The 23,950-nt window shown below is 38.9% G+C and carries 16 protein-coding genes, 1 tRNA gene and 1 pseudogene; 9 read left to right on the forward strand and 9 right to left on the reverse strand.

What is annotated here, in order from left to right; genetic code table 11:
* Positions 1 to 39 precede the first annotated feature (39 nt).
* Positions 40 to 2,070: an oxidoreductase gene (locus AC07M3_RS05585; RefSeq protein ID WP_494566789.1), complete on the reverse strand. Its 2,031-nt coding sequence runs from the start codon at positions 2,068 to 2,070 to the stop codon at positions 40 to 42.
* A 446-nt stretch (positions 2,071 to 2,516) separates the two neighbouring features.
* On the opposite strand from AC07M3_RS05585, the gene argG reads away from it, so the two are divergent.
* Complete coding sequence (argG, locus tag AC07M3_RS05590; protein ID WP_080595329.1) at positions 2,517 to 3,875, forward strand: argininosuccinate synthase; 1,359 nt, start codon at positions 2,517 to 2,519, stop codon at positions 3,873 to 3,875.
* A gap of 62 nt (positions 3,876 to 3,937) precedes the next feature.
* Here the strand turns inward: argG and AC07M3_RS05595 are convergent, their stop codons facing one another.
* Complete coding sequence (locus AC07M3_RS05595) at positions 3,938 to 5,200, reverse strand: GGDEF domain-containing protein (RefSeq protein WP_092707495.1); 1,263 nt, start codon at positions 5,198 to 5,200, stop codon at positions 3,938 to 3,940.
* A gap of 149 nt (positions 5,201 to 5,349) precedes the next feature.
* Between AC07M3_RS05595 and pyrC the strand changes: the two genes are divergently transcribed.
* The 5 genes and pseudogenes from pyrC (at position 5,350) to AC07M3_RS05620 (ending at position 8,765) form a co-directional block, all read left to right on the forward strand.
* Positions 5,350 to 6,384, forward strand: coding sequence for a dihydroorotase (gene pyrC, locus AC07M3_RS05600; protein ID WP_092707497.1), 1,035 nt, complete (start codon positions 5,350 to 5,352; stop codon positions 6,382 to 6,384).
* Positions 6,369 to 7,031, forward strand: a complete 663-nt coding sequence (rnt, locus tag AC07M3_RS05605) for a ribonuclease T (protein WP_494566790.1) — start codon at positions 6,369 to 6,371, stop codon at positions 7,029 to 7,031. The genes pyrC and rnt overlap by 16 nt, the downstream gene beginning before the upstream one ends.
* A gap of 18 nt (positions 7,032 to 7,049) precedes the next feature.
* Positions 7,050 to 7,125: transfer RNA gene (locus tag AC07M3_RS05610), tRNA-Glu, on the forward strand.
* A gap of 166 nt (positions 7,126 to 7,291) precedes the next feature.
* Positions 7,292 to 7,867 (forward strand): annotated as a pseudogene (locus AC07M3_RS05615) (TonB-dependent receptor domain-containing protein); the annotation flags it as partial.
* 214 nt (positions 7,868 to 8,081) lie between these two features.
* Positions 8,082 to 8,765, forward strand: a complete 684-nt coding sequence (locus AC07M3_RS05620) for a glutathione binding-like protein (protein WP_494566791.1) — start codon at positions 8,082 to 8,084, stop codon at positions 8,763 to 8,765.
* A 5-nt stretch (positions 8,766 to 8,770) separates the two neighbouring features.
* On the opposite strand, the gene AC07M3_RS05625 is transcribed toward AC07M3_RS05620, so the two are convergent.
* From AC07M3_RS05625 to AC07M3_RS05650, 6 genes are all read right to left on the reverse strand, one after another.
* Positions 8,771 to 10,015 (reverse strand): NADH:flavin oxidoreductase/NADH oxidase family protein, encoded by a 1,245-nt coding sequence (locus tag AC07M3_RS05625; RefSeq protein ID WP_494566792.1) that lies wholly within the window; start codon positions 10,013 to 10,015, stop codon positions 8,771 to 8,773.
* A 185-nt stretch (positions 10,016 to 10,200) separates the two neighbouring features.
* On the reverse strand, positions 10,201 to 11,796 hold the full coding sequence (locus AC07M3_RS05630; RefSeq protein ID WP_494566793.1) for an ABC transporter ATP-binding protein: 1,596 nt from the start codon (positions 11,794 to 11,796) through the stop codon (positions 10,201 to 10,203).
* Positions 11,771 to 12,781: an ABC transporter permease gene (locus tag AC07M3_RS05635; protein ID WP_494566794.1), complete on the reverse strand. Its 1,011-nt coding sequence runs from the start codon at positions 12,779 to 12,781 to the stop codon at positions 11,771 to 11,773. Before AC07M3_RS05635 ends, AC07M3_RS05630 begins: the two co-directional genes overlap by 26 nt.
* Positions 12,781 to 13,833 carry a microcin C ABC transporter permease YejB gene (locus AC07M3_RS05640; protein WP_494566795.1) on the reverse strand — a complete coding sequence of 351 codons (1,053 nt, stop codon included), beginning with the start codon at positions 13,831 to 13,833 and terminating at the stop codon, positions 12,781 to 12,783. The genes AC07M3_RS05635 and AC07M3_RS05640 overlap by 1 nt, the downstream gene beginning before the upstream one ends.
* A 31-nt stretch (positions 13,834 to 13,864) precedes the next feature.
* Positions 13,865 to 15,700 (reverse strand): extracellular solute-binding protein, encoded by a 1,836-nt coding sequence (locus AC07M3_RS05645; RefSeq protein ID WP_494566796.1) that lies wholly within the window; start codon positions 15,698 to 15,700, stop codon positions 13,865 to 13,867.
* A 15-nt stretch (positions 15,701 to 15,715) separates the two neighbouring features.
* On the reverse strand, positions 15,716 to 18,928 hold the full coding sequence (locus tag AC07M3_RS05650; RefSeq protein ID WP_494566797.1) for a LysM peptidoglycan-binding domain-containing protein: 3,213 nt from the start codon (positions 18,926 to 18,928) through the stop codon (positions 15,716 to 15,718).
* Between the two features lie 232 nt (positions 18,929 to 19,160).
* On the opposite strand from AC07M3_RS05650, the gene dnaQ reads away from it, so the two are divergent.
* The 3 genes from dnaQ to nudC all read left to right on the forward strand — a co-directional run bounded on the left by dnaQ (position 19,161) and on the right by nudC (position 23,054).
* Positions 19,161 to 20,537, forward strand: a complete 1,377-nt coding sequence (dnaQ, locus tag AC07M3_RS05655; RefSeq protein WP_494566798.1) for a DNA polymerase III subunit epsilon — start codon at positions 19,161 to 19,163, stop codon at positions 20,535 to 20,537.
* 130 nt (positions 20,538 to 20,667) lie between these two features.
* Complete coding sequence (locus tag AC07M3_RS05660; RefSeq protein ID WP_494566799.1) at positions 20,668 to 22,311, forward strand: chemotaxis protein; 1,644 nt, start codon at positions 20,668 to 20,670, stop codon at positions 22,309 to 22,311.
* Complete coding sequence (gene nudC, locus AC07M3_RS05665; RefSeq protein ID WP_004641863.1) at positions 22,311 to 23,054, forward strand: NAD(+) diphosphatase; 744 nt, start codon at positions 22,311 to 22,313, stop codon at positions 23,052 to 23,054. Before AC07M3_RS05660 ends, nudC begins: the two co-directional genes overlap by 1 nt.
* Positions 23,055 to 23,083: 29 nt before the next feature.
* Here nudC and AC07M3_RS05670 read toward each other — a convergent pair whose 3' ends face one another.
* A complete protein-coding gene (locus AC07M3_RS05670) occupies positions 23,084 to 23,947 on the reverse strand; it encodes an alpha/beta hydrolase (protein ID WP_092707513.1) in 864 nt (287 codons plus the stop codon).
* Positions 23,948 to 23,950 lie beyond the last annotated feature (3 nt).

Genomic DNA, 23,950 nt, shown 5'->3' on the forward strand with positions numbered 1-23,950 from the left:
CATCTCTTTGTGTTCAAGTGCGTATTGTTTCATCAAATATTACAATCGAGCAGCCAATTCTGCTCCTTCTTTGATCGCACGCTTCGCATCTAGCTCCGCTGCGAGCTTTGCACCACCAATAATGTAGTAGTTCGCTATAGTCGACTCACCTTCTTTTGGCATCAAGTCTTTTACAGACTCTTGACCCGCACACACCACAATCGTATCGACACGTAAAAGCTGGTCTTGACCATTATGCTCAATCCAAAGACCTTCATCAGTGACTGCTTTATATTGCACACCACGGAGCATACGCACGCCATGCTTTTTAAGCTGTGCACGGTGTACCCAACCTGAAGTCTTGCCAAGACCAATTCCTAATGGCGTAGTCTTACGTTGCAGTAAATAAATCTGGCGAACTGGAGCTTCAATCTGAGCAGGTTGTATGCCTCCCTCAGAAATATAGTCAGGATTTGGGTCTATCCCCCATTCACGTTGCCAATCTGCTAAAGGTTGAGGCTGTGGTTGATGTGGAGGTTTAAGTAAAAACTCAGACACATCAAAACCAATACCACCAGCACCAATCACTGCAACTTTTTGTCCAACTTCTGCGCCTTTTAAAACCTGAGCATAAGAAAGGACTTGTGGTGCATTGCTTCCTTCAATTTTTAGTGCACGAGGGATTACACCAGTTGCAACAATGACTTCATCAAAACCTTCACGTTCAAGCTGCTCACGGTTCACGCGAGTATTTAAACGTACATCCACCCCAGTTTTTTCGAGTTGGACTTTAAAGTAGCGAATCGTTTCGTGAAACTCTTCTTTACCCGGCACCACCTTAGCAAAGTTGAACTGACCACCCACATCTGAAGTCGCTTCAAATAAAGTGACCGCATGACCACGGCTTGCCGCAACGGTTGCTGCTGACATACCCGCAACCCCGCCACCGACAACAGCAATACGTTTAGGCTGCTTGGTTTTTAAATACACCAGTTCTGTTTCATGACCTGCACGCGGGTTCACTAAACAAGACACGCGCTTATTTTTAAAAGCATGGTCTAAACACGCTTGGTTACAAGCAATACAGGTATTAATTTCATCAACGCGGTTAGTCGCTGTTTTATTTACCCAAAAAGCATCGGCCAATAATGGACGTGCCATTTGAACCATATCTGCTTTACCACTTGCCAAAATTTCTTCAGCAGTTTCAGGCATGTTAATACGGTTCGACGCAATAATCGGAATAGAAATATGTTGTTTTACATGAGCCGTATAATCGACAAAAGCAGCACGAGGTACAGACGTTACAATGGTCGGAACACGCGCTTCATGCCAACCAATGCCCGTATTTAATAAAGTTACACCCGCTTTTTCTAAAGCTTTGGCAACAATCACGACTTCTTGCATGGTGTTACCGTCATGAACTAAGTCGAGTAAAGACAAGCGGAAACAAATAATAAATTTCTCACCGACTTTGGCACGAATCGCTTTAACAATCTCGACCGGAAAACGCATACGGTTTTCAATGTCACCGCCCCAACGATCAGTACGTTGGTTTACGTGGCTACTTAAAAACTGGTTAATTAAATAACCTTCAGAACCCATAATTTCGACACCGTCATAGCCTGCTTTTTTGGCAATGTCAGCGCACTGAGCGTAATCTTCAATTGTACTGAGAATATTTTTTTCAGAAAGCTGGCGTGGTTTAAATGGCGAAATTGGAGATTTAATTGCGGTTGAAGACACAACAAACGGTTGGTAACCATATCTGCCCGCATGCAAGATTTGCATTAAGATTTTAGAGCCATGTTTATGAACAGCATGCGTTACCAGACGGTGCTGAGGAACATCAAATAGACTGTTCATGGTTCCACCAGCAGGTGCTAACCATCCTTGACGGTTCGGTGAAATACCACCAGTCACAATCAGGCCAACCCCACCTTTGGCACGCTCTTCAAAATAAGCAGCTAGTTTTGGGTAATTATAGAAACGATCTTCTAAGCCCGTATGCATGGATCCCATCACCACACGGTTTTTAATGGTGGTAAAGCCTAAATGTAATGGTTTTAATAGATTGGCGTAACTTGTCATGCTGCGTCCCAATAATTTTTTGCAACTTGTTGCATAGTACTTTAATACTTTTTTTCCGCTTTTGGATGACCCAGTAAAGAAATTTATCGGAGCTTATGGTCAATCCATCAAAACCAATCCTATTGGTTTTATTTAATTACACTAATGAAATCTGGTTCTTTCTCCAATTTATATAATAAAAACTACATAATCACGCCAAGAATGATGACACTTCATATTCATCCTATTTTCTTTTTAAGTCATTAAAAGTCTTTTCTTATTTGGACAACAATACTTCGTTCATCTCTTATCATTCTATAAATACGCTTAGATTTTTTATGAAATTAAAACTTCAAATCAGAACAAGTGAATTAATGCTTTTTTTGCCAAAAAAAGCACCATGAATAGTGCTACAATAGCCGCCATTCAGAATTCTCGAGACCACCTATACGGGGTCTTTTTTATAAATGTTAGGATTAGCAATGACTGATAATGCAACTATCTTGCAGCATGTACCAGTAGGCAAAAAAGTTGGGATTGCCTTCTCCGGAGGCCTAGACACTTCAGCTGCTCTATTGTGGATGAAACAAAAAGGCGCAGAGCCTTATGCATACACTGCAAACTTAGGCCAGCCTGATGAAGATGACTACGATGCAATTCCAAAGAAAGCAGAACAATACGGCGCTGTAAAAGCTCGCTTAATTGACTGCCGCTTACAACTTGCGCTCGAAGGTATTGCTGCAATTCAGTGTGGTGCATTCCATATCAGTACAGGTGGTGTTCCTTATTTCAATACGACTCCATTGGGTCGTGCAGTAACAGGTACAATGTTAGTTACTGCAATGAAAGAAGATGACGTTAACATCTGGGGTGACGGCTCAACTTATAAAGGTAACGATATTGAACGTTTCTATCGTTATGGTTTGTTGACCAACCCGAATCTTAAAATTTACAAGCCTTGGTTAGATCAAAACTTCATCGATGAACTCGGTGGCCGTGCTGAAATGTCACAGTTCCTGATCGACAACGGTTTTGACTACAAAATGTCAAAAGAAAAAGCGTATTCAACTGACTCAAACATGTTGGGCGCAACTCACGAAGCAAAAGATCTTGAATACCTAAATGCTGGTATCAAAATCGTTGACCCAATTATGGGCGTTGCTTTCTGGAAAGATGAAGTTGAAATCAAACCAGAAGAAGTGACTGTACGCTTTGAAGAAGGTGTACCTGTTGCATTGAACGGTCAAACTTTTGACAATCCAGTTGAGCTTATTCTTGAAGCAAACCGTATTGGTGGCCGTCATGGTTTAGGTATGTCTGACCAAATCGAAAACCGTATTATCGAAGCAAAATCTCGTGGTATTTATGAAGCACCGGGTATGGCCCTTCTTCATATTGCTTATGAGCGTTTGGTTACTGGTATTCACAACGAAGATACGATCGAACAATACCGCATTAACGGTTTACGTTTAGGTCGTTTACTTTACCAAGGTCGTTGGTTCGACTCTCAAGCACTGATGTTGCGTGAAACTGCACAGCGTTGGGTTGCTAAAGCTGTTACTGGTGAAGTTACGCTTGAACTTCGTCGTGGTAATGACTACACCATCATGAACACTGAATCTCCAAACTTAACGTACGAAGCTGAACGTTTAACAATGGAAAAAGGCGATTCAATGTTCTCGCCTATGGACCGTATTGGTCAGTTGACTATGCGTAACCTCGACATTACCGATACACGTGCAAAACTTGAGATCTATACAGATGCTGGTTTGCTTTCAATCGGTCAAGGTTCTGCGGTGCCACAACTCGATAGCAAGAAAAAATAATTTTTCTTAGCTCATAAAAAAGCCACCTACAAAGGTGGCTTTTTTATTTTAAACGTTTAAGCTTAAGCAATTTCTGGTAACTGCAAAGGCTGATAATAAATCTGATTACGTCCAAGCTCCTTTGCCCGATATAAAGCTTGATCGGCAGCATGAATTAAATTTTCCTGAGTTACTCTTAAGCCTTCCGTATAAACAGTAAAACCTAAACTAATGGTCACATGCTTAGAAACCAATGATGCAGCATGAGGAATCGCTTGACGTTCTATAGCTTTATAAATATTGGCAGCCACAGCATATGCACCTTGAGCCGGTGTTTTTGGTAAAAGAACGACAAATTCCTCTCCGCCATAACGGGCAACAAAATCAACATGCCGAATCGAATTTTTAATTGCAGAGGCAATAGATGAGATAACTTTGTCCCCCATCTGGTGCCCATAAAAATCGTTATAGTTTTTAAAAAAATCGATATCAATAAATAAAACTGCCAATGGACGTTGTTCTTGCTTTGCCCGATAGTAAAAAAAGTCGAACATCTCATCGAAAGTGCGTCGATTAGAAATTTTAGTGAGCGCATCTTGCTGACTTAAATGAAGCAACTCAGATGCCTCAATACGTAAAATCTGTTCGTTAAGCTCAGCAAGCTGATTATTTAAAAAAAGGCTTCTTTCTCTAGATGTGAGCATCGTGCTAATTGAAAAACCTAAAATACAGCTCCCAAACAGTGCTCTTCCCAAAGCAATATAGTCACAATTTGCTTGCAATAAAATCAATAGAGAAAAAACACAAATGGCTGCGATCAAACCGACATAAAGCATATGTAAAGGCTTTATACCGCTCAAGATAAAGCCAAGCATATATAAAAAAGAAAGTAGTAACATCGACTGATTTTTAAGGGCGATATTTCCTACACTAAGAAGCAACATTGCATTGACAATAATGGTAAAAAATACAATCCCACACGCAGCAATATAAAAATATTCAGAGAGTTTTTTAAACTTGGCAAAAACCCAAAATAACAGTAGCGCGCCCGCAATATTAATTGCACTTAATATGCAGTAAATAAAATCCCAAGTTATGTAAGGTACACCTATCACCAAATAGTCTGTAGGTAGCGCAAGCAAAATAAAAATGAGATAGGTTAGAACACCACTTGCTAAAAATTTTGAGATATTTTGTTTTGTTCGCTCAAGATTTAAACACCAGAATTTTTTTTCTAATTGATGAGGCAAAGGTGTATTGGCATAACGATGGGTATGTAAAGTTACCAGATATTCTATTTCTTCTTTTGCTTTAAGTAATTCATGTACATTTCCCCTATTTACCACTACCCGTTTCCTGCCTCTTACACACTAACAAAATATAACATTATTTTTTAACGCCTCTTGCGCTTTATTTTGCCATTTGTCCGTAATTCTCGTTACCATTTTCACACTTTATCGATTATCATTTGTTTTATTTCGAAGTTTGAACTGCCTTGGACTCTATTACCCTGCTCCAGCCAGATGACTGGCATGCACATTTACGTGATGGTTTAGCATTAAAACGTACCGTACCTGATTTGGCTAAACAGTTTGCTCGTGCGATCTGTATGCCAAACCTTGTTCCGCCAGTAAAAACTGTGGAAGAAGCATTGGCTTACCGTGAACGTATTCTTGCTCATGTTCCAGAGGGTCTCAATTTTGACCCACGTATGGTGCTTTATTTTACTGACTTCACCTCACCAGACGAAGTTCGTAAAATTAAAGAATCTGCACATGTAAATGCAATTAAACTTTATCCAGCTGGCGCGACCACCAACTCTGATAACGGTGTAAGTGACATTCGTAAGGTTTATGCAGTTATTGAGCAATTAGAAGAACATCAAGTTCCGTTATTACTTCATGGTGAAGTAACTCATAACCATGTCGATATTTTTGACCGTGAAAAACGTTTCCTTGATGAAGTACTCAACCCGCTTTTAAAACAGTTTCCAAAACTTAAAGTGGTACTTGAGCACATTACCACAAGCGATGCGGCTCATTTTGTTTTAGAACATGACCGTAATGTTGCTGCAACAATCACGCCTCAGCATTTATTATTTAACCGTAACGACATGCTGGTCGGTGGTATTAAACCGCATTTCTATTGTTTACCAATTTTAAAGCGCCAAACACACCAAACAACTTTGCTTGAAGTTGCAACGAGTGGTAATCCTAAATTTTTCTTAGGTACAGACAGTGCGCCTCACTCGCAAGATGCAAAAGAAAATGCGTGTGGCTGTGCGGGCTGTTATAGTGCACCAAATGCAATTGAACTTTATGCTCAAGCATTTGACCAAGTAGGCAAATTAGAACGCTTAGAAGGCTTTGCAAGCCATTTTGGCGCAGACTTTTACGGTCTACCACGTAATACTTCTACTATTACCTTGGTAAAAGAAGATAATCTTGTACCAGAATCTTTTGATTATTTAGATGATCAAAAAATTATCCCGCTGCATGCCGGGAAAACGCTGCAATGGAGAAAAGTGTGACACAAGAAACCTCTGTCCCGGTCATTGGCCAACGTTTTCGTGGCTTCTTACCTGTTGTTGTTGACGTTGAAACGGCAGGTTTTAATGCCCAGACAGATGCATTGCTAGAAATTGCGTGCATTCCAATTGTGTATGATGCTCAGGGGCAATTTGTCCCTGGTCCAGCATTTCATGCACACATTAACCCGTTCGAAGGGGCTAACCTCGACCGCCGTTCGCTAGACTTTATTGGTATTGATCCATTCAATCCAATGCGTATGGCAATGGCTGAAGATGAACGAACTGCATTACGCCGTATTTTTAAATCAGTCAATGACGTTCGTAAACAACAACATTGTACCCATGCAGTGTTGGTTGGTCATAACGCCCATTTTGATCTTGGTTTTGTTCAAGCAGCGATTGTTCGTACAAGCACAAAAAACCAGAACCCATTTCATAGTTTTTCAGTCATGGATACGGTTACTTTAAGTGCTGTTATGTTTGGACAAACTGTCCTTGCCAAAGCCTGTATTCAAGCTGGAATTGAGTTCGATGGTAAAGAAGCACACTCTGCTTTATACGATACTCAGAAAACTGCTGAACTGTTTTGCTATATTTTGAACAAACTGTCTCCTTACCTACTTGACAGTTTGGTGGCGGCTTCTTAAGATACCGCCATCCTCAACGTCCCTATCGTCTAGAGGCCTAGGACATCGCCCTTTCACGGCGGTAACCGGGGTTCGAATCCCCGTAGGGACGCCATTATTCTATTCTTATAAAATTTCTTTTTATTTTCTTAACATTCTATTTGTTTTTTGACCTCTCATATTTCCAAATAAAATACACTTGTCTAGATTTATCACTGCTTTTGTATTCCTTTTACACGCAGTTACATTATAATAATTCTTATTTTTATACTGATATTTATTATCAAACAGGTTTTAAATGGCAAGCGCTAGACAACATGTTGTCAGTTGACTCTGCTATTTTTTATGCAAAAAAAGAAAATGTATTAACTATCGATCCTATTGATTCAGCCTATAAGGTTTCTGCTGGTGAAGTTCGTAGTCGTGGTATTGAGCTAAATATTGCAGGGCAAATTACGCCTGCTTGGAAAATTATTGGTGGATACGCCTATACAGATGCTGAAATGACTAAAGACAATACTTTGCAAAAAGGAACCGCTTTAGCCAATATTCCAAAGAATAGTTTCAACCTTTTAAATATTTATGAATTTCAGGGTGGAGCTTTACAAGGTCTAGGTCTAGGGGTTAATCAAAAATATATTGATAAGCGCGCAGGACAAACAGCCAATAGTACTTACACTATGAAAGGTTATGCAGTTACTGATTTAGTTTCTTACTATCAAGCAACGCCAAAACTTCGTCTTAATTTAGATTTGAAGAATATTTTTGATAAAGTTTATGATGAAAGTGCCTTTAATTTATATGCTTATCCGGGCGAACCACGTACCGTTCAGTTTGGCATGAGCTATACGTTCTAACTTGAAAATATAAAAATCCTTTCACGGCGATAACCCAAGTTCTAATCCCATAAGGATGTCAAACTCTAAAAAGCCACTGCATTTTTAAGGCAGTGGCTTTTTATTGATCTTCTCTCATAAAAATATAATCTTTTGATTTATAAATACTTTATTATACTTAAGTTATCTTCTGTCCTATACTAAGAGTAGATCAAAACTATAATTTGAACATGACATGCAAATTCGATTATTTCATCTACAAAATTCACGCTCTCAACGCATTATTTGGTTTTTAGAAGAATTAGGACTCAATTATGAGCTCATTATTAAATATCATTCAGACGTAGACGAAAATAAAAACTCACCCCACCAATTATCAAAATTTCCTACTATCGAAATCATTGAACAAGGAGAGATTTCAATCTTAGCTGAAACCTCAGCACTCTTAGATTACTTATCTCATTTACATCCCCAATTGGGACAGAACAATTTATTAAACCAACAGCTCCAAAATTTTTATTATTGGAAAAATTATTGTGAGGCGACATTCATTCCCGATTTGGTACTCAAACAAATCTTTCACCAAATTGTACAACGTACACCTTTTCCAATCCGTTTCATTCCTAAACTTTTAAAATATGGATTTAATCAAGGCTATCTCAATCAATCATTACAACGACAAATGAACATGATTGATAAATATTTAGAGCATCACTTATGGTTTGCTGGAGATCAGTTTACTATTGCTGATATTTTGATGTGGTTTCCCTTACTGGCTTGCTCACAAAATTACAGCCAGTTTAAACATATACAACGTTATCTTGCCCAAATAGAAAACAGACCTGCCTTTAAGAATGCTTTAATTAAAGGTCAATGGTCTGCTTCTACATTTAACGCTTACTGGACTATTGCATGGTAATTAATTTACGCAGATTTACGTGAATTCACGCGACCTTTTACCACAGCTTTAATATTGCCTTTGGCATAATTAAAAAAGACGACTAGTGGTGAAAGTTTTGGATTTGGCTTTTTGCCTTTACCAATTGTCTTAAATTGAGCGGCATACCAAATAATTTCCATAATTGCCATTTTATCGACAAAAGGTAGGCCTGTTTTAATTGGTTTTACTGCATAGCGCACGTCTTGCCCTGCAATTAAACGGTCTGTTAAATTAGTCTCAACTGCAAGCGGACGCGCAATACCAATAAAATCACAAGCCCCACTTGCGAGTGCTGCATTCATCCCTTCTACAGTACGGAATCCACCTGTCACCATGAGTTTACATTTAACATGTTGGCGGATCTTTTCAGCAAAATCTAAGAAATAAGCTTCACGCGCAATTGTACTTGTCTTGCGCTTGTCAGCTTTAGCCCCAGCCATTGCAGGTGCTTCATATGTGCCACCTGAAATCTCAATCAAATCAATGCCAGCTTCATCTATCGCTTTAAATACTGAAATCACATCTTCTTCAGTAATTCCTCCACGTTGGAAATCAGCAGAGTTCAGTTTGACTGAAATGATAAAATTCTCGGAAGTTGCTTCACGTACAGCTTTATAAACTTCTAATAAAAAACGAGTACGGTTTTCAACAGAACCACCCCATTGGTCGGTACGCTTATTCGTTAAAGGCGATAAGAACTGACTAATCAAATACCCATGCGCACCGTGTAATTGCACCCCTTCAAAACCTGCTTTTTCACAAATACGAGCAGCGGTTGCAAATCGATTAATGATATCTAGAATTTCATCATGAGTTAATTCACGTGGCGTTCCAAACATAGTCGCTAAAGCTGGGCTAAATGGTACTGCTGATGGTGCGACAGTCTCTTTATTTAATCCTTTTGGACACTGACGCCCCGGATGAGACAGTTGGATTAACTGCACCATCCCATATTTTTTACCTAATGCTACCCACTCTTTTAAGCGCTCTAAATCCCGTTCGGTTTCAATAACAACAACACCGGGTTCATTTTTTGCGCCCATATTGACCATGACGTTGCCTGTGATTGCACAGCCAAGCCCACCTTTTGCCCATGCCCCATATAAGCCTAAATGTAAGTCATTTGGTTGACCTTCATAATTTGCAAGCGCCTCACTCATTGCACCTTTAATAATTCGGTTTTTGAATGTGGTATTGCGAATTGTGATGGGTTGAGCAATCTGGTTCATGGTTAATCTCTTTTTAGTTTTTAGAGCAATTACTCTAATTTAGATGAATTATAGGGCATGTCAAGTCATAATCGATAACTGACAATAGCATATGTCAATTTTAAAGAATATAAAAATATGCAACTTTTTGCATAAAAATCAAAAATAAATTATTCCATTTAAAAACAATTGATTAATGATTTAATTTAAAAGTTTGCTTTAATTAATTGTCTTGTATATTCAGTTTTAGGCTTAGAAAACAACAGTTCAGTTTTCTGATATTCAACAACTTGTGCATGGCGCAATACCATGACTTTATGGCACAACGATTTGACTATATTTAGATCATGGCTAATAAAAATATAGCTCAAATGTTCAGTTTTCTGTAATTGTCGTAAAAGCTTAATAATGGCTTTTTGTGTAGTTCGGTCTAATGCAGAAGTCGGTTCATCCAAAATTAAAAGTTTAGGCTGAACCACTAAAGCTCTTGCCAAAGCAACACGTTGACGCTGTCCTCCTGAGAGTTCATGTGGGTAACGATGTTGAAAATCTTCAGGCAGTTCAACCTTATTAAGAACCGATTTAACTTGTTCTTGAATTTGGGTGTTCAATACTTCTTTTACTTTTAAACCTTCAGCAATAATCTGCCCCACCGTCATTCGAGGGTTCAAACTACCAAACGGATCTTGGAATACAAGTTGAAAATCAGATCTCGCCAAACGTAAAGCTTTGGGAGCCAACTGATTCAAATCTTGTCCTAAAAAATTAATCCGCCCTTCACTTTTAATGAGCCGTACTAAAGCCAGCGCCAAAGATGACTTTCCAGCACCACTCTCCCCAACGACCCCAAGTGACTCACCTTGAGCAAGATCAAAGCTCAAACTTTCTATTGCAGTCACATAGCCCTGAACGCGATTAAAAATACCTTTTCTAATTGGGAATTGCACGCTGAGTTGTTGAACTGACAGTATATTCTTTTCTATTTCAAGAGATGCTGCATTTCCAAAATCATGTTCTAATAATTGCTGTGTATAAGTGGATTTAGGATTTGCAAAAATCTGGCTAAGCTCACCTTGCTCTACAACACGCCCACTTTGCAATACAACCAGTTCATCGGCATATTGACGTACCAAATTTAAGTCATGGCTAATTAAAATAAGTGCCATTCCATATTTTGATTGTAAAGATTTTAAGAGTTCTAAAATCTGAATCTGTAAAATTACATCAAGTGCTGTAGTCGGCTCATCAGCAATCAAAATTTTGGGTTGCAGTGCCAATGTCATGGCAATCATGACACGTTGCCTTTGACCGCCAGAAAGCTCATGTGGATAGCGTTGTAAAATCTGTTCTGGCTTACTAATTCCGACATCTGTGAGTAACTCAATGACTTGTTTTCGAACTTCGTGTTTACTCAAACCGAATAAAAGAAGGTTTTCACCTACAATCTTTTCAACCTGGTGTAGTGGATTTAAAGCTGTGGCAGGTTCTTGAAAAATCATGGCAATTTGTCGGCCACGCACATTGGATTGAGCTTTCTCATCTAGCTCAAGAATATTTTGGGAACCAATCCAAACGCGACCTGTTATTTCTAATTTTTCTTGTAGCAACCCCATGATTGCTAAACAGCTAAGTGATTTACCTGAGCCACTTTCCCCAACAATAGCCAGTGTTTCCCCTTCACTAAGCTGAAAATTAAGGTCTTCTAACAAAATCTTTTGATCTAGCGTTTGAATAGAAAGATGTTCAACCTTCAACAATGCAGGAGTAACATTTGTATTATTTTCTTGGGTCAAAAGCATCACGAGCAGCCTCCCCAATATAAATTAAAAGTGAAAGAACAATAGCCAGACTAAAAAAACCTGAAATCGCTAGCCATGGTGCATCTAAATTATTTTTACCTTGGAGCAATAACTCCCCTAACGATGCTGCATCGGGTGGTAAGCCATAGCCTAAAAAATCAAGAGCAGTTAAGGCACTAATATTAGTTGTTAAAATAAATGGTAATTGGGACAAGCTCGAACTGATTGCATTCGGCAAAATATGCTTAAAAATAATAACGCGATCAGTCACTCCCAAAACTTGGGCTGCACGAACATAATCAAGCTGGCGAGCTTTCAAAAACTCTGCTCTGACAATTCCCACTAAAACTGTCCAGCCAAAAAATAACATAATGAAAAATAGCCAATATACATTGGGTACAAACATGCTGACCAAAATCATGACCATAAAAAGCATGGGCAAGCCATTCCAGACTTCAACCAAACGTTGCCCCAATAAATCTACCCAACCGCCATAGTAACCTTGAATGGCACCTACCGTAATTCCAAACAAAGCAGAACAAAAGGTTAAGGCCAAACCAAAAAGTAAAGATACTCTTAAACCATAAAGAATACGGGCCAAAACATCTCTTCCCTGATCATCAGTTCCTAACCAATTCTGCTTGGAGGGTGGTGATGGTACAGGAACTGCTAAATCTAAATTGGGAGTTTGATATGAAAATTGAATGAGAGGCCAGACTGCCCATCCTTGAGCATGAATAAGTTCTTGCACAGCCGGATCTTTATAATCTGCTTCTGTTTCAAACACGCCACCAAACGTCGTTTCTGGATATGTCTTAAACACAGGCAAATAGTAAGAATCCTCATACTTCACTAGTAAGGGCTTATCGTTAGCAATCAACTCCGCAGCTAATGACAAAACCAAAATTAGACTAAATAAAATAAAGCTGGCCCAACCTAATTTATGTTGTCTAAAACGTTGTAACCGTGTACGCACAATCAAAGACATTATTTGCCTCCTTGTACGTCAAAGTGAATCCGAGGATCAATCCATTGGTACAACACATCACAAATGAGACGTAAGATTAGACTAAATAAAGTAAAGAAAAATAAGACGCCAAAAATAACTGGATAGTCCCGCTGGACAATGGCTTCAAAGCCCAATAAACCCACACCATCTAAATGAAAAATAATTTCTACAAAGAGATTTCCCACAAAGAAAATACCCGCTAACACTTCTGGCAACCCTGCGAGCACGACTAAAATAGCATTACGAAATACGTGTTTATATAAGACTTGCTGGCTATTCAATCCTTTTGCATAGGCAGCTAATACATAGGGTTTATTGAGCTCTTCTAAAAACGAATATTTGGTTAAATACGTTAAACTGGCAAAACCGCCTAATACCATTGTAATAAGTGGCAAAGTCATATGCCATAAATAGTCGGTAACTTTGCCCCAAAGACTGAGTTGATGAAAATTATCTGACACAAGATTTTGTAATGGAAACCATTGAAAATAAGAGCCACCTGCAAAAAAAACTACAAGCAAAATAGCGAATACAAAACTTGGTACGGCATATCCCACCACAAGTACTAACGAAGTGGAGCGATCAAACCATGAACCTTGCTGTCTTGCCTTTTTAATTCCCAGCGGAATAGAAATTAAATAAATCAGAAAAGTACTTACCAGCCCAAGCGAAATAGAAACAGGCATTTTGTCCCACAACAATTGCACGACTGGTTTATCTTTAAAAAAACTCTGTCCAAAATCTAAAGTTAAATAGCCTTTTAACATGAGGAAAAAGCGTTCCGGAGCAGATCGATCAAAACCATACTGTGCCTTAATTTGTTCAACCATTTCAGGGCTTAAACCTTGAGCACCTTGATAATAAGTCTCTGCACTTAATGCACGTCCAATTCCCAAATCACCTTCAGCTTGATGTATTGCTTGCTCAACTGGCCCACCTGGCGCAATTTGCACAACCACAAAGTTAATCAATAAAATGAAAAACAATGTGGGAATCATTAAAAGAAGTCGCTTGAGAATATATGAACCCATATAACAGGATTTCCTTTATGGCAGGTGCTTTTTATTGTTGATGTAAATATTTAGCAACTTTTTTGGCTTTGTTTGCATCACTCCACCAATAATCTATTCCAGACGAAAGTGCTGGTTTAATTTTAGGTTGTTGATACATATTCCAATAAGCATACCAGTTTTCACCTTTACCATAGGTCGGAATTTGATAATAACCAGCCCTCAGTAATCGATCGAGAATACGAGTATAAATAATCTGTTGTTCACGATTTTTGCTTGCCACTAATTTTAAAATGACCTGATCTATTACGGAGTTGCGAATACCCGCATAATTATAATTTCCATCCTGCGCTGCTGCGATGCTCCCCCAAAACTGAGTCTGCTCATTGCCCGGATTGAGAGATTGCGGCAAATTCATAGTGGTCATATCAAAGTCGTAACGGCGGGTGCGCTCTAAATATTGAGGAGCGTCGACTTGACGTAAATTAACCTGAACACCGAGTTTTTTAAGATTACGGACAAAAGGCATGAGTGTTCGTTGTTTGCCATCTTGTTGAATTAAAAACTCAAGCTGAACTTTTTTACCTTCAGGCGTCAACAACTGTTCATCTTTAACTTTATAACCAGCCTGTATAAGCAATTGTCGTGCAATTAATAAATTTTGACGGTTAAATCCACTCGCATCCGACACTGGGTATTTCCAATCTGCTAAGACACCCTTTTGCATTATTGGAGATAACTTAGGCAGCAATGGTTTCAATATTGCCAATTCAGTTTTTGAAGGTCGACCTGTTGCTGCTAATTCGCTATTTTCAAAATAACTTTGAAGACGTTGATATTGACCATAAAACAAAGCTTTATTCTGCCATTCAAAGTCATAGGCATAGGTTAAGGCTTGTCTAAAACGAATATCATTTAAGGGTTTTCGTCGTGTGTTAAAGACATAACTTTCAGTTGCAATTGGGTTATGGTGACGGAACTTATATTGAGTAACTAACCCTGTTTTTACTGCCGGAAAACGATAATCTGTTACCCATTTTTTGGGGTTAGTTTCTTCATGCAAGGTGTATTGCCCAGATTTAAACCCTTCAAAAGCAATATCCCAATTTCGATAATAAACATATTTTAAACGGTCAAAATTATAGCGCCCCTTATTAATAGGCAAATCTTTTGCCCAGTAATTCGGATTTCTTTTATAACTAATGCTTCTACCTGCATCAACTCGTTCAACCACATAAGGTCCCGAGCCAACAATAGGTTGTAGAGTAATTCGGCTAAAGTCTCTTTTTTGCCAATCTGTTTTTGCATAAATCGGTAAGGTTGCCAAAATAAAAGGCATTTTAGGATTATGTGTAGACTTAAAACTAAACTTTACTTGATGGGCATTTATTACTTCTGTTTTTGCCAAATCAGCAAGGTACATCTGCAAACCTAAATTGGACTTACTCTGATATGCATCAAAACTAAATTTAACATCTGCCGCAGTGACTGGCTGTCCATTACTAAAACGCGCATTAGGGTTTAAATAGAAAGTAACAGACTGCGTTTTTTCTGGGTCATACGTAACTTTCTCTGCCAAAAGAGGATATAAAACCCCGACTTCATCTAGCGATTGGGTCATTAAAGTATCAAAAAGATAATTAACGCCTTCTGTAGCATTCCCCTTACCATTCATACTATTGAGGTTATCAAAAGTTCCTTGAGCCGCCTGACTTAACAAACCACCTTTAGGTGCATTAGGATTTGCATATGGCATAGCCAGCATTCCTAAATATTTAGGCTTGGAGTGAATCGCTATATATGAGGTGGTTTGCTGTGCAGAAAAAACAGCATGAGAAACGACACTGAGCCCGACTAGTAGGCTCAGTTGAAAATATGATTTATGCATAAGTTACTAATTATTTTATAAATTAGGCACTTTAATGACATCGCCAATGCGAAGCTGAGTAGAAGGTGTCAAATTATTCAGCTCAGCCAAGAAATTGGTTTCTAAACCATATTTGCTGGCAAGGCCAATTAATGTATCACCACGCTTCACTTTGTATTCCACAACAGTTTTTGGAATCACAATATTTTGACCACGCTGTAAATTAGCACTCGCTTTTAATGCATTCATTTCAGCAAGTTCACGCACTGAAATACCTGCACGACTCGCAATACTATTTAAAGACTCACCAGATTTAACAGTATATCTTTCAGTGTTTTTACCAGCCGCAACTGTTTTAGTTGACGGCTTAGTATCAACTTTAGCTGTTTCTACTGTAGGCACATCACCTGTTAGCTTTAAACGTTGCCCTACACGAACACTACTGTTACGTGAAAGACCATTCAATGCAGCAAGATAATCCAACTGTAAGTGGTAACGGTTAGCAATATTACCTAAGCTATCACCAGATTTAACTGTGTAGTTCTCAGGTGTTTCTTCTTTAGTATTTTTAGAAGGCTTACTTGGTGCTTCTTCAACATTACCTGTTAGTTTTAAACGTTGACCAGCACGTAAACCAGCTGTACGAGACAAACCATTTAAGTCAGCCAAATAGCCTGTTTGTAAATTATATTTACCAGCAATAGCATTTAAGCTATCACCCGACTGTACAACATATTGTTCAGGCACACTTAGACCAGCTGGTACTTTTAAAGTTTGACCAAGCTGTACATGACTACTCGCTTTTAAGTTATTTAACTCAGCTAACTCAGCTAGGCTAATTTTTGATTTAGTTGCAATACTCGATAAAGTATCACCGCGCTGTACTTTATAGCCTTCTGTTTTATAAGAAACACTTAGCGTCGCTTTCTCAGATTTACTAGAAGTCTTAGTTTCAGCAACTTCATCTACCGAAATATCTTGTGTAGGCACATTAATTTTTTGGCCCACCATCAAGTTACTACCAGCAGTTAAACCAGGTGTTAATTCAGCAAGCTCTTGATTAGAGAGCGCATAACGGTCTGCAATCAATTTAAGATATTCGCCGCGTTTGACGGTATAGCTCTTAGTTGCAATACGTCGCGCATTTGCTTGAACTGTTTTTGGCTCTGCTTTAGCACTTGAGCGACTATTCTTCGGCTCTTTTAGCTGTAGTTTTTGTCCAACAAATAAACCATCCGTTATTGATAAATCGTTATATTCAGCTAATTGCTTTACTGACAAATTAAACTGGTTAGCGACACCGCTTAAGCTATCATTGGCTTGAACCACATACACATCTGGTTTAGCCGTACTTTTCGAAGTACTTTGAGTTTCTTGTGGTCTAGCATCATAAAGATAAAGACTAGTTCCTACAAACAAAGTCTTTTCTGGATCAATCTGGTTCCACTTAGCAACATCACGCCAGTTCACACCATTCTTCATCGCAATAACGGCTAAAGTATCACCTGGTTGTATTGTATAAGTACTACGCTTACCTTTAGGCTGTACAACTACGACATCAGTATCAGTTCTGATATAAGGTTTATCTTTATTACGTTGCCCATCTTCAGAGTTAGCTACAGTCGCGTCTTCAGCTAAAGTTTTTGGATAAGCAAAACCTCTACTTACCTCTTTACCTTGTTGCTCTGCAACTGACTGGCTCGTCTGAATTGCGGTTAACCTAATTTTGCCATCATAAGGATCGACAATTTCAGTTCCTTGCGGCGCAATTGCTTTTAACTCAGCAACGACTTGATCTTTCTCGGCTTGAGTTGCTTGCGGTTGTAAAGCTTGATCTACAGTTTCTTTTGCACCTTCAGCGCGAACAGCAGCTAAAATCTTTTCACGTTCAGAAGCCGAAATTGGTGGCTCCATCTTCACAGGCTGCTTAATGTTAGCTGCATTCGTCACAGCTACAGGAATACGCGGCGCACTCGGTACATCTGCCGATGCTGCAAATGCAGCTAACGCATCAGAACCACGTGGTGTAGATTTTGAAGCAGTTGAACTACTCTTCACCTGTGAAGAAGGTTTAACTGGCTGAACTTGTGTTGTTGGTGTTGTTCTTGTTGTCACCGTAGTAGTAGGACTAACAGTTGTCGGTGTAGACGGTGAAGTTACATTTGCCCACCAACCTGAGCCACCACCCGATTTTGTTCCTCTTAATTTATTATCAATTGAAGGACTTAAATCTGCTGGAATCAAAATACGCATTGGACTCGCAGGGTCTACTGCTTCACCACGATATCCCGGGTTCAATGCATAAAGTTCTGCACGGCTTAATCCTGCTGTAGAAGCAATTTCATTTAATGTTAAAGGTGCTGATAAAGTCACTTCACGGAAATGGGGTCTATTTGCAATTGGCGGTAGTTCTACACCATAAGCCTTTGGATTTTTAATAATTTGAGCAACAGCTAAGAAACGTGGAACATAGTTCATCGTTTCTTGAGGTAATTTTAATGACCAATAGTCAGTCGGTAAACCCGCAGCTTGGTTGCGGTTAATCGCCTGTTGAATACGTCCCGGGCCAGCATTATAGGCCGCCAGGGCAAGTTCCCAAGAACCAAATTGATTATAGAGGCTTCCTAAAAATTCATAAGCTGCGCGAGTCGACTCAACCACATCGCGACGCCCATCATACATACCTGTTTGCTTTAAGCCATAAATACGACCAGTACTTGGAATAAACTGCCATAGCCCCGCTGCTGCTGCACTACTTGTTGCAGCTGGGTCATAAGAACTTTCAATTACCGGTAATAATGCAAGTTCAGTTGGCAGTCCGCGGCGTTCAGCTTCTTTTACGGTATGATACAAATAACGGCTGGCACGAGCACTTAAACGATCAAGGTAAGGCTGACGAGAAATAAACCAACTACGCTGAGCTTCAATACGTGAATCCCAGTGATTCAAGTCCATTTTGAAACCAACGGACATACGCTTCCAGACATCACCATGCTTCAAAATAAGTAGACGATCACCTTCTACAGCGCGCATATCGGTTGCTGAAAGTAAGTCTTCCAAAGAGTCAAGACTACTCGCATCTAAATAACCTGCACCACTGACCTGTTTCGATTTAGAGGTTTTTGCAGATTGCGGAGTCGATGAACAGCCTGTTGTAATACCCAACGCAGCTAAAGCAGAGCTAAGTACGGTAATTTTGAACAATGATGCCGCAGATGGCTGCCACACAAATGTGGTTGGTTTATACATAAAAACTTCCAAACAACTCGCGTAATATTTTTTGGGGTTTGGCCACAAACCCTAGGTCTTCGATGCCATTGTATTAAAGCGTGCAAGATAGACAAGGCAATAATTTGATGTCATTTGCATGGAAATGTTACAAGAAATTAAAAAAACCTTGCTTTGTTACGATGGAACCGAACTTTTTGCGTATACAATACACCATATTCAGTTCTTTTTCTTTTAGTTTAGGTTTCGATTTATGTCTCAAACAATCACACTGTATGTTGATGGTGCATGTCGTGGCAATCCAGGTTTAGGTGGTTGGGGCGCATATGTCATTACCGAGCAGGGTGAACATAAATTATTTGGCGGTGAACCGGATACAACCAATAACCGCATGGAGCTCACTGCTGCTATTGAAGGCGTTTCATTTTGCCCAACCGATGCTCATTTAATTATCTGGACAGATTCAAATTATGTGAAGCAAGGGATTACTGAATGGATTCATGGCTGGAAAAAGAAAAACTGGAAGGATGTAAAAAATCCTGACCTTTGGCAAAAATTAGATGCTGTCTGTGCCGGTCGAAATATTGAATGGCATTGGATTAAAGGCCATGCTGGACATGCAGGCAACGAAATGGCCGATGAGCTTGCAAATATCGGAGCTGATCAAACTGCCCTGCAAAAAAAAACAGTTCAAGCGACTGCCCTGCAAGATATAAAAAAGCCTGAACAGGATTGGTTGCTTGATGACCCTTTTGGGTTTGATATGGCAGAAGTAACCGAAGAAGATAATATTGATCTTGAACAGCCCGAAGAAGTTGAGATGATTATTGTGGAAGAAGAAGTTATTGAAGTTGAAACTGCTGAGCAAGAAATTAAGCAGCCAATCAATAACATTCACCCTCAAGTTGTTGTGACCGAAGCCAAATTACAATTACAAGGGCCTCGACAACTTATTCTTGATACAGAAACCACTGGTTTCTATTTCCAAGATGGTGATCGCATTATTGAAGTCGGCGCCATTGAAATGATTAACCGGAAACTCACCGGTAGCTCGATTCATATTTATATTAACCCGCAAAAACCAGTAGGCGACTCAGAAAACATCCATGGTATCAGTGATAATTTCTTAAAAGATAAACCGCTCTATGCAGATATTGCCGATACGCTCTTTGATTATCTAAAAGGCGCAGAGATTATTGCCCACAACGCGACCTTCGATATGAACTTCCTTGATATGGAGTTTAGACGCGCAGGCCTTCCTGCGCTTTCTGAAGTATGTGAGGTAACAGATACTTTAGCTTTAGCGAAAAGCAAACATCCAGGACAAAAAAACTCGCTTGATGCCCTTGTAAGACGTTATGAAATTCCAGCACGTGACCGTACTTTCCACGGTGCATTACTCGATGCTGAAATTCTTTCAGATGTTTACTTGGCAATGACAGGTGGGCAGGTTTCTTTTGATATAGATGCCTTATCTCAAAGTGAAAATAGCCTGAACACAGCAAATAAAACCAGAGTTCAAATTGAACTACCAGTTATTCTTCCTTCCGAAGAAGAGCTAAATACACATGAGACTTGGGTCAAAGAATTTGAGAAAAAGCATGGAGAACCTTGCCTTTTTGCAAAATAAATTTTTGATTCTTTAGCGTTTTTAGCTTTTCCCCTTTGTAAGTTAAGTTATATTAGTCACATAGATTTTTAGCTCAAATTACTGAGCACTACGAATATAACAATTGATTTTTTTGCAAAGGGGAACGTTTATGTCTGAGCATACTTCGATTCATTTCGATCCAACAGCTTTACTCATCATTAAACATGAAATTGATCGTTCAATAAAACTGGTTGAAGGCGCAGTAAGTACTTTAATTGAAGAACAAACACTCCCTTTCGGTATTGATGATGCATTAGAACAATTTAAGCAATGCACTCAAGTCCTCCGCTTAATTGATATCCCCTATCTTGCCAAAATCACTCAATATTCAACTGAGCTGATGCAAAAAATTATTGCGAAGCCAACGCAAATTAACACCAATGATGTCGTTGCACTAAGTGAAGGCACGACCATGGTAAAACGGTATATTGAGTTTATCTGTTTGCGTGAATTACAAGTACCTCAGTTTCTTCTTAATACCTTAAACAATTTAGAATTAGCTTTAAATAAACCACTGACATCTTCTGGACAAGCGATTGCTCCTTTACTTGCAAATAGTGCGCTTGAACTCCCATTACAAGAAGTATTGATTAATGAAACAACTCAGTTTATTCATCAACTCTATAAGCTATCTCTACATCAATTTTTAAACAAGACAGAAGCTAATCATAATTTTCAAGCTTTTAAACTTATTGGTACCTATTTGGTCAGCATGGCAAACCATCAGCCAAGCCAACAATATTGGCAACTCGTCAATTATGCTTTTAACCATATTGATAACCTGCATTTAAATGATTCACGCCTACGTGTACTCATTAATATTGAAAGTTATATTGGTCAGTTCTTAGCAACTCCTGAAACTTTTAAGCCTGATTTGGCTGCACTTGCAGATATTTTAAGTATAGTTATCGCTCAAGAAGATGAGGTTGCTCACCATATTCGCAACCAACTCCATATCGGTGAAGAAATACCTACAGATACTCAATTACTCGTTTTAAGCCGTCATCTTTATGGGCCTGACTTTGACACTATGCACACAGTCAGCCAATTAATATTGAGCGAAATGAACAAAGTGCGTAATGATATCGAATATAACTATCAAAATATGTCGACTGAAAAAGCACAGCAATTACAAACGAGTCTTTTGCAATTAGCCTATACATTTAAACTGCTTAATCTTGATGAAGCTGCATCTGAACTCTCTCAACAGGCAAATAGTTTAAGTCAGCTCAATATACTAAGTAATGAAAACTATGCTCAGCAGCTTATGGACAGCATTTTGTCTGCCATGAACTCAATTGGTATTTTGGTACGCCAATATACGTCTAGTCGTTTACAGCTTAATGTGAATAATACAAATATTTCTTTAGATCGTCTTGATGAGGCACATCAAGCCTTACTCACCGAGACAAAAAATTTAATTGATTTTATTTGCCAAAGTCTTACGTTGTATGCAAATGATCAGACACAAAATATTGACGCAATTGCAGGTTCATTAAAAGAGCTAGCGGGTGCAGCCGAATTTCTCGGAAGTACAATTCAACAAGAGGCTTTACTCCAAACTGCTCAATTTGTTCAACAACAACATGAACAAAACCAGCCATTTAATACAGACCAAATTCACTGTATTTTTAATGTATTAGCAGGCCTTGACATGTTGGTTGACAATTTAAAAAATAAACAACCTGTTCTACAATCCATGTTTAATGTAGCATTGTCGAGTAGTCAACAACTTCAAAAAAAGGCAGCTTAATGTCTGAATTATCACTTGCTTATATTTTCCATCATCAACAATTACTGGTTGATCAAAACCTTCAACTACCCAAAGTCGAAAAGTTAGCAAGTGATTTACTTTTCACTCATGATGAGCAGGTCATTGCACGTGACTTGCTTGCTGAGGAAGCTATACCAGAAGGCTTACAACTGGTTCCAATTCGCCAACTCATTACAAGTTGGTCGAAAGAACAGTTTTTGCAAGCGAGCCGTGCTGTACAGTTACTTGAATGGCGACGCAATCATAAGTTTTGTAGTCACTGCGGACATCCGACAGAAGTTCATCCAACTGAATATGCAATGGTGTGCCCATCTTGTCGCTATCACCAATATCCTCGTGTAAACCCGTGCATTATTACCGTCATTACTCGAGGTGATGATGAAATCTTACTAGCGAAGTCAGTCCACAATAAAACCAATATGTATGGTTTGATTGCAGGTTTTGTTGAAGTTGGTGAAACTCTTGAAGAAGCGGTACAACGTGAAGCTTTTGAAGAAGTAGGCCTAAGACTCAAAAATGTTCAATATATGTCAAGTCAACCTTGGCCTTTCCCGAGTAACCTTATGGTTGCGTTTAGAGCAGAATATGAGTCTGGTGAAATTAAGCTGCAAGAAGAAGAAATTGCAGATGCACAATTCTTCAAAATTGATCAATTACCTGAAATTCCATTTAAAGGTAGTATTGCTCATTCAATGATTATGCAGATTACCCAAGCTGGGTAATCTGCTGTGTTTTAAACGGATATTGTCGTTTAAAACACTTCTTCAAGAAAATGTAAAATAGTCCTTTTAGTCCTAAAATAATGACTAATGAAACTAGAGAGACTGGCCAAAATTGTAATATGTCCAGTTTTAGGAATCACGGCGATATGGCTGTGATTACCCTTCTCTCTAAGCGCTTGATCCATATCTAAAGTATTGTGTTTTTTTACAATCTGATCGTTTTCAGCCATTAAAAGGTAATGTTTAATATTATTTTGATTAACAAAATAATATGGCATGACTTCTTTATAAGAGGTGCTTTGATCAAAAGCATCTTCGGCCAGTGGATCACCTTTATAGTCAAAATGATATGGGCCAGCTAAACCGATTATTGCCTTAATTTTCCCTAAACACTCAATTTTAGTTGAATCAGGGTGATAAACAGCAGACATCACATTAAATGCCCCTGCCGAATGCCCCATAAGTACAATATTTTCTGTAGAAATTTCCAGTTTCCCTTGGTTTTGATGCAAATAATTCAATGCCTGAGTCAGGTCATCAACAAAACTTGGAAAAATATTTTTAGGTGCTAGCTGGTAGTTAATAACAGCAACATCATAACCTTCTTTGGCAAATGTCTCACCAATAAAAAGATAATCTCGTTTATTACCATGCTGCCAAGCCCCACCATGCACAAAAACAATGAGAGGTTGATGAGTTAGCTTTTTAACAGATCGGTAAACATCCAAACGGTGGCGAGGCTTTAGGCCATAACGAATATTTGGAACCTGTTCAAAACCATCTTTTGGCGTAAAACGGTTTAAAGCAAAACTCCCCAAATCATACAGGCGGAACTCTTTATAGAGAGTTCGCGCCTGTTCAATTTTGCTTTGTAGTTGTTCAATCAGATTCATATA

This window comes from Acinetobacter sp. GW821-FHT09D10, assembly GCF_059416285.1.

What these genes read in the sequence shown, in the direction of transcription:
- AC07M3_RS05585 (WP_494566789.1), bottom strand. Translation starts at nt 2,070, where the DNA reads ATGACAAGTTACGCCAATCTATTAAAACCATTACATTTAGGCTTTACC.
- argG (WP_080595329.1), top strand. Translation starts at nt 2,517, where the DNA reads ATGTTAGGATTAGCAATGACTGATAATGCAACTATCTTGCAGCATGTA.
- rnt (WP_494566790.1), top strand. Translation starts at nt 6,369, where the DNA reads ATGGAGAAAAGTGTGACACAAGAAACCTCTGTCCCGGTCATTGGCCAA.
- AC07M3_RS05620 (WP_494566791.1), top strand. Translation starts at nt 8,082, where the DNA reads ATGCAAATTCGATTATTTCATCTACAAAATTCACGCTCTCAACGCATT.
- AC07M3_RS05625 (WP_494566792.1), bottom strand. Translation starts at nt 10,015, where the DNA reads ATGAACCAGATTGCTCAACCCATCACAATTCGCAATACCACATTCAAA.
- AC07M3_RS05635 (WP_494566794.1), bottom strand. Translation starts at nt 12,781, where the DNA reads ATGTCTTTGATTGTGCGTACACGGTTACAACGTTTTAGACAACATAAA.
- AC07M3_RS05640 (WP_494566795.1), bottom strand. Translation starts at nt 13,833, where the DNA reads ATGGGTTCATATATTCTCAAGCGACTTCTTTTAATGATTCCCACATTG.
- AC07M3_RS05645 (WP_494566796.1), bottom strand. Translation starts at nt 15,700, where the DNA reads ATGCATAAATCATATTTTCAACTGAGCCTACTAGTCGGGCTCAGTGTC.
- AC07M3_RS05650 (WP_494566797.1), bottom strand. Translation starts at nt 18,928, where the DNA reads ATGTATAAACCAACCACATTTGTGTGGCAGCCATCTGCGGCATCATTG.
- dnaQ (WP_494566798.1), top strand. Translation starts at nt 19,161, where the DNA reads ATGTCTCAAACAATCACACTGTATGTTGATGGTGCATGTCGTGGCAAT.
- AC07M3_RS05660 (WP_494566799.1), top strand. Translation starts at nt 20,668, where the DNA reads ATGTCTGAGCATACTTCGATTCATTTCGATCCAACAGCTTTACTCATC.
- nudC (WP_004641863.1), top strand. Translation starts at nt 22,311, where the DNA reads ATGTCTGAATTATCACTTGCTTATATTTTCCATCATCAACAATTACTG.
- AC07M3_RS05670 (WP_092707513.1), bottom strand. Translation starts at nt 23,947, where the DNA reads ATGAATCTGATTGAACAACTACAAAGCAAAATTGAACAGGCGCGAACT.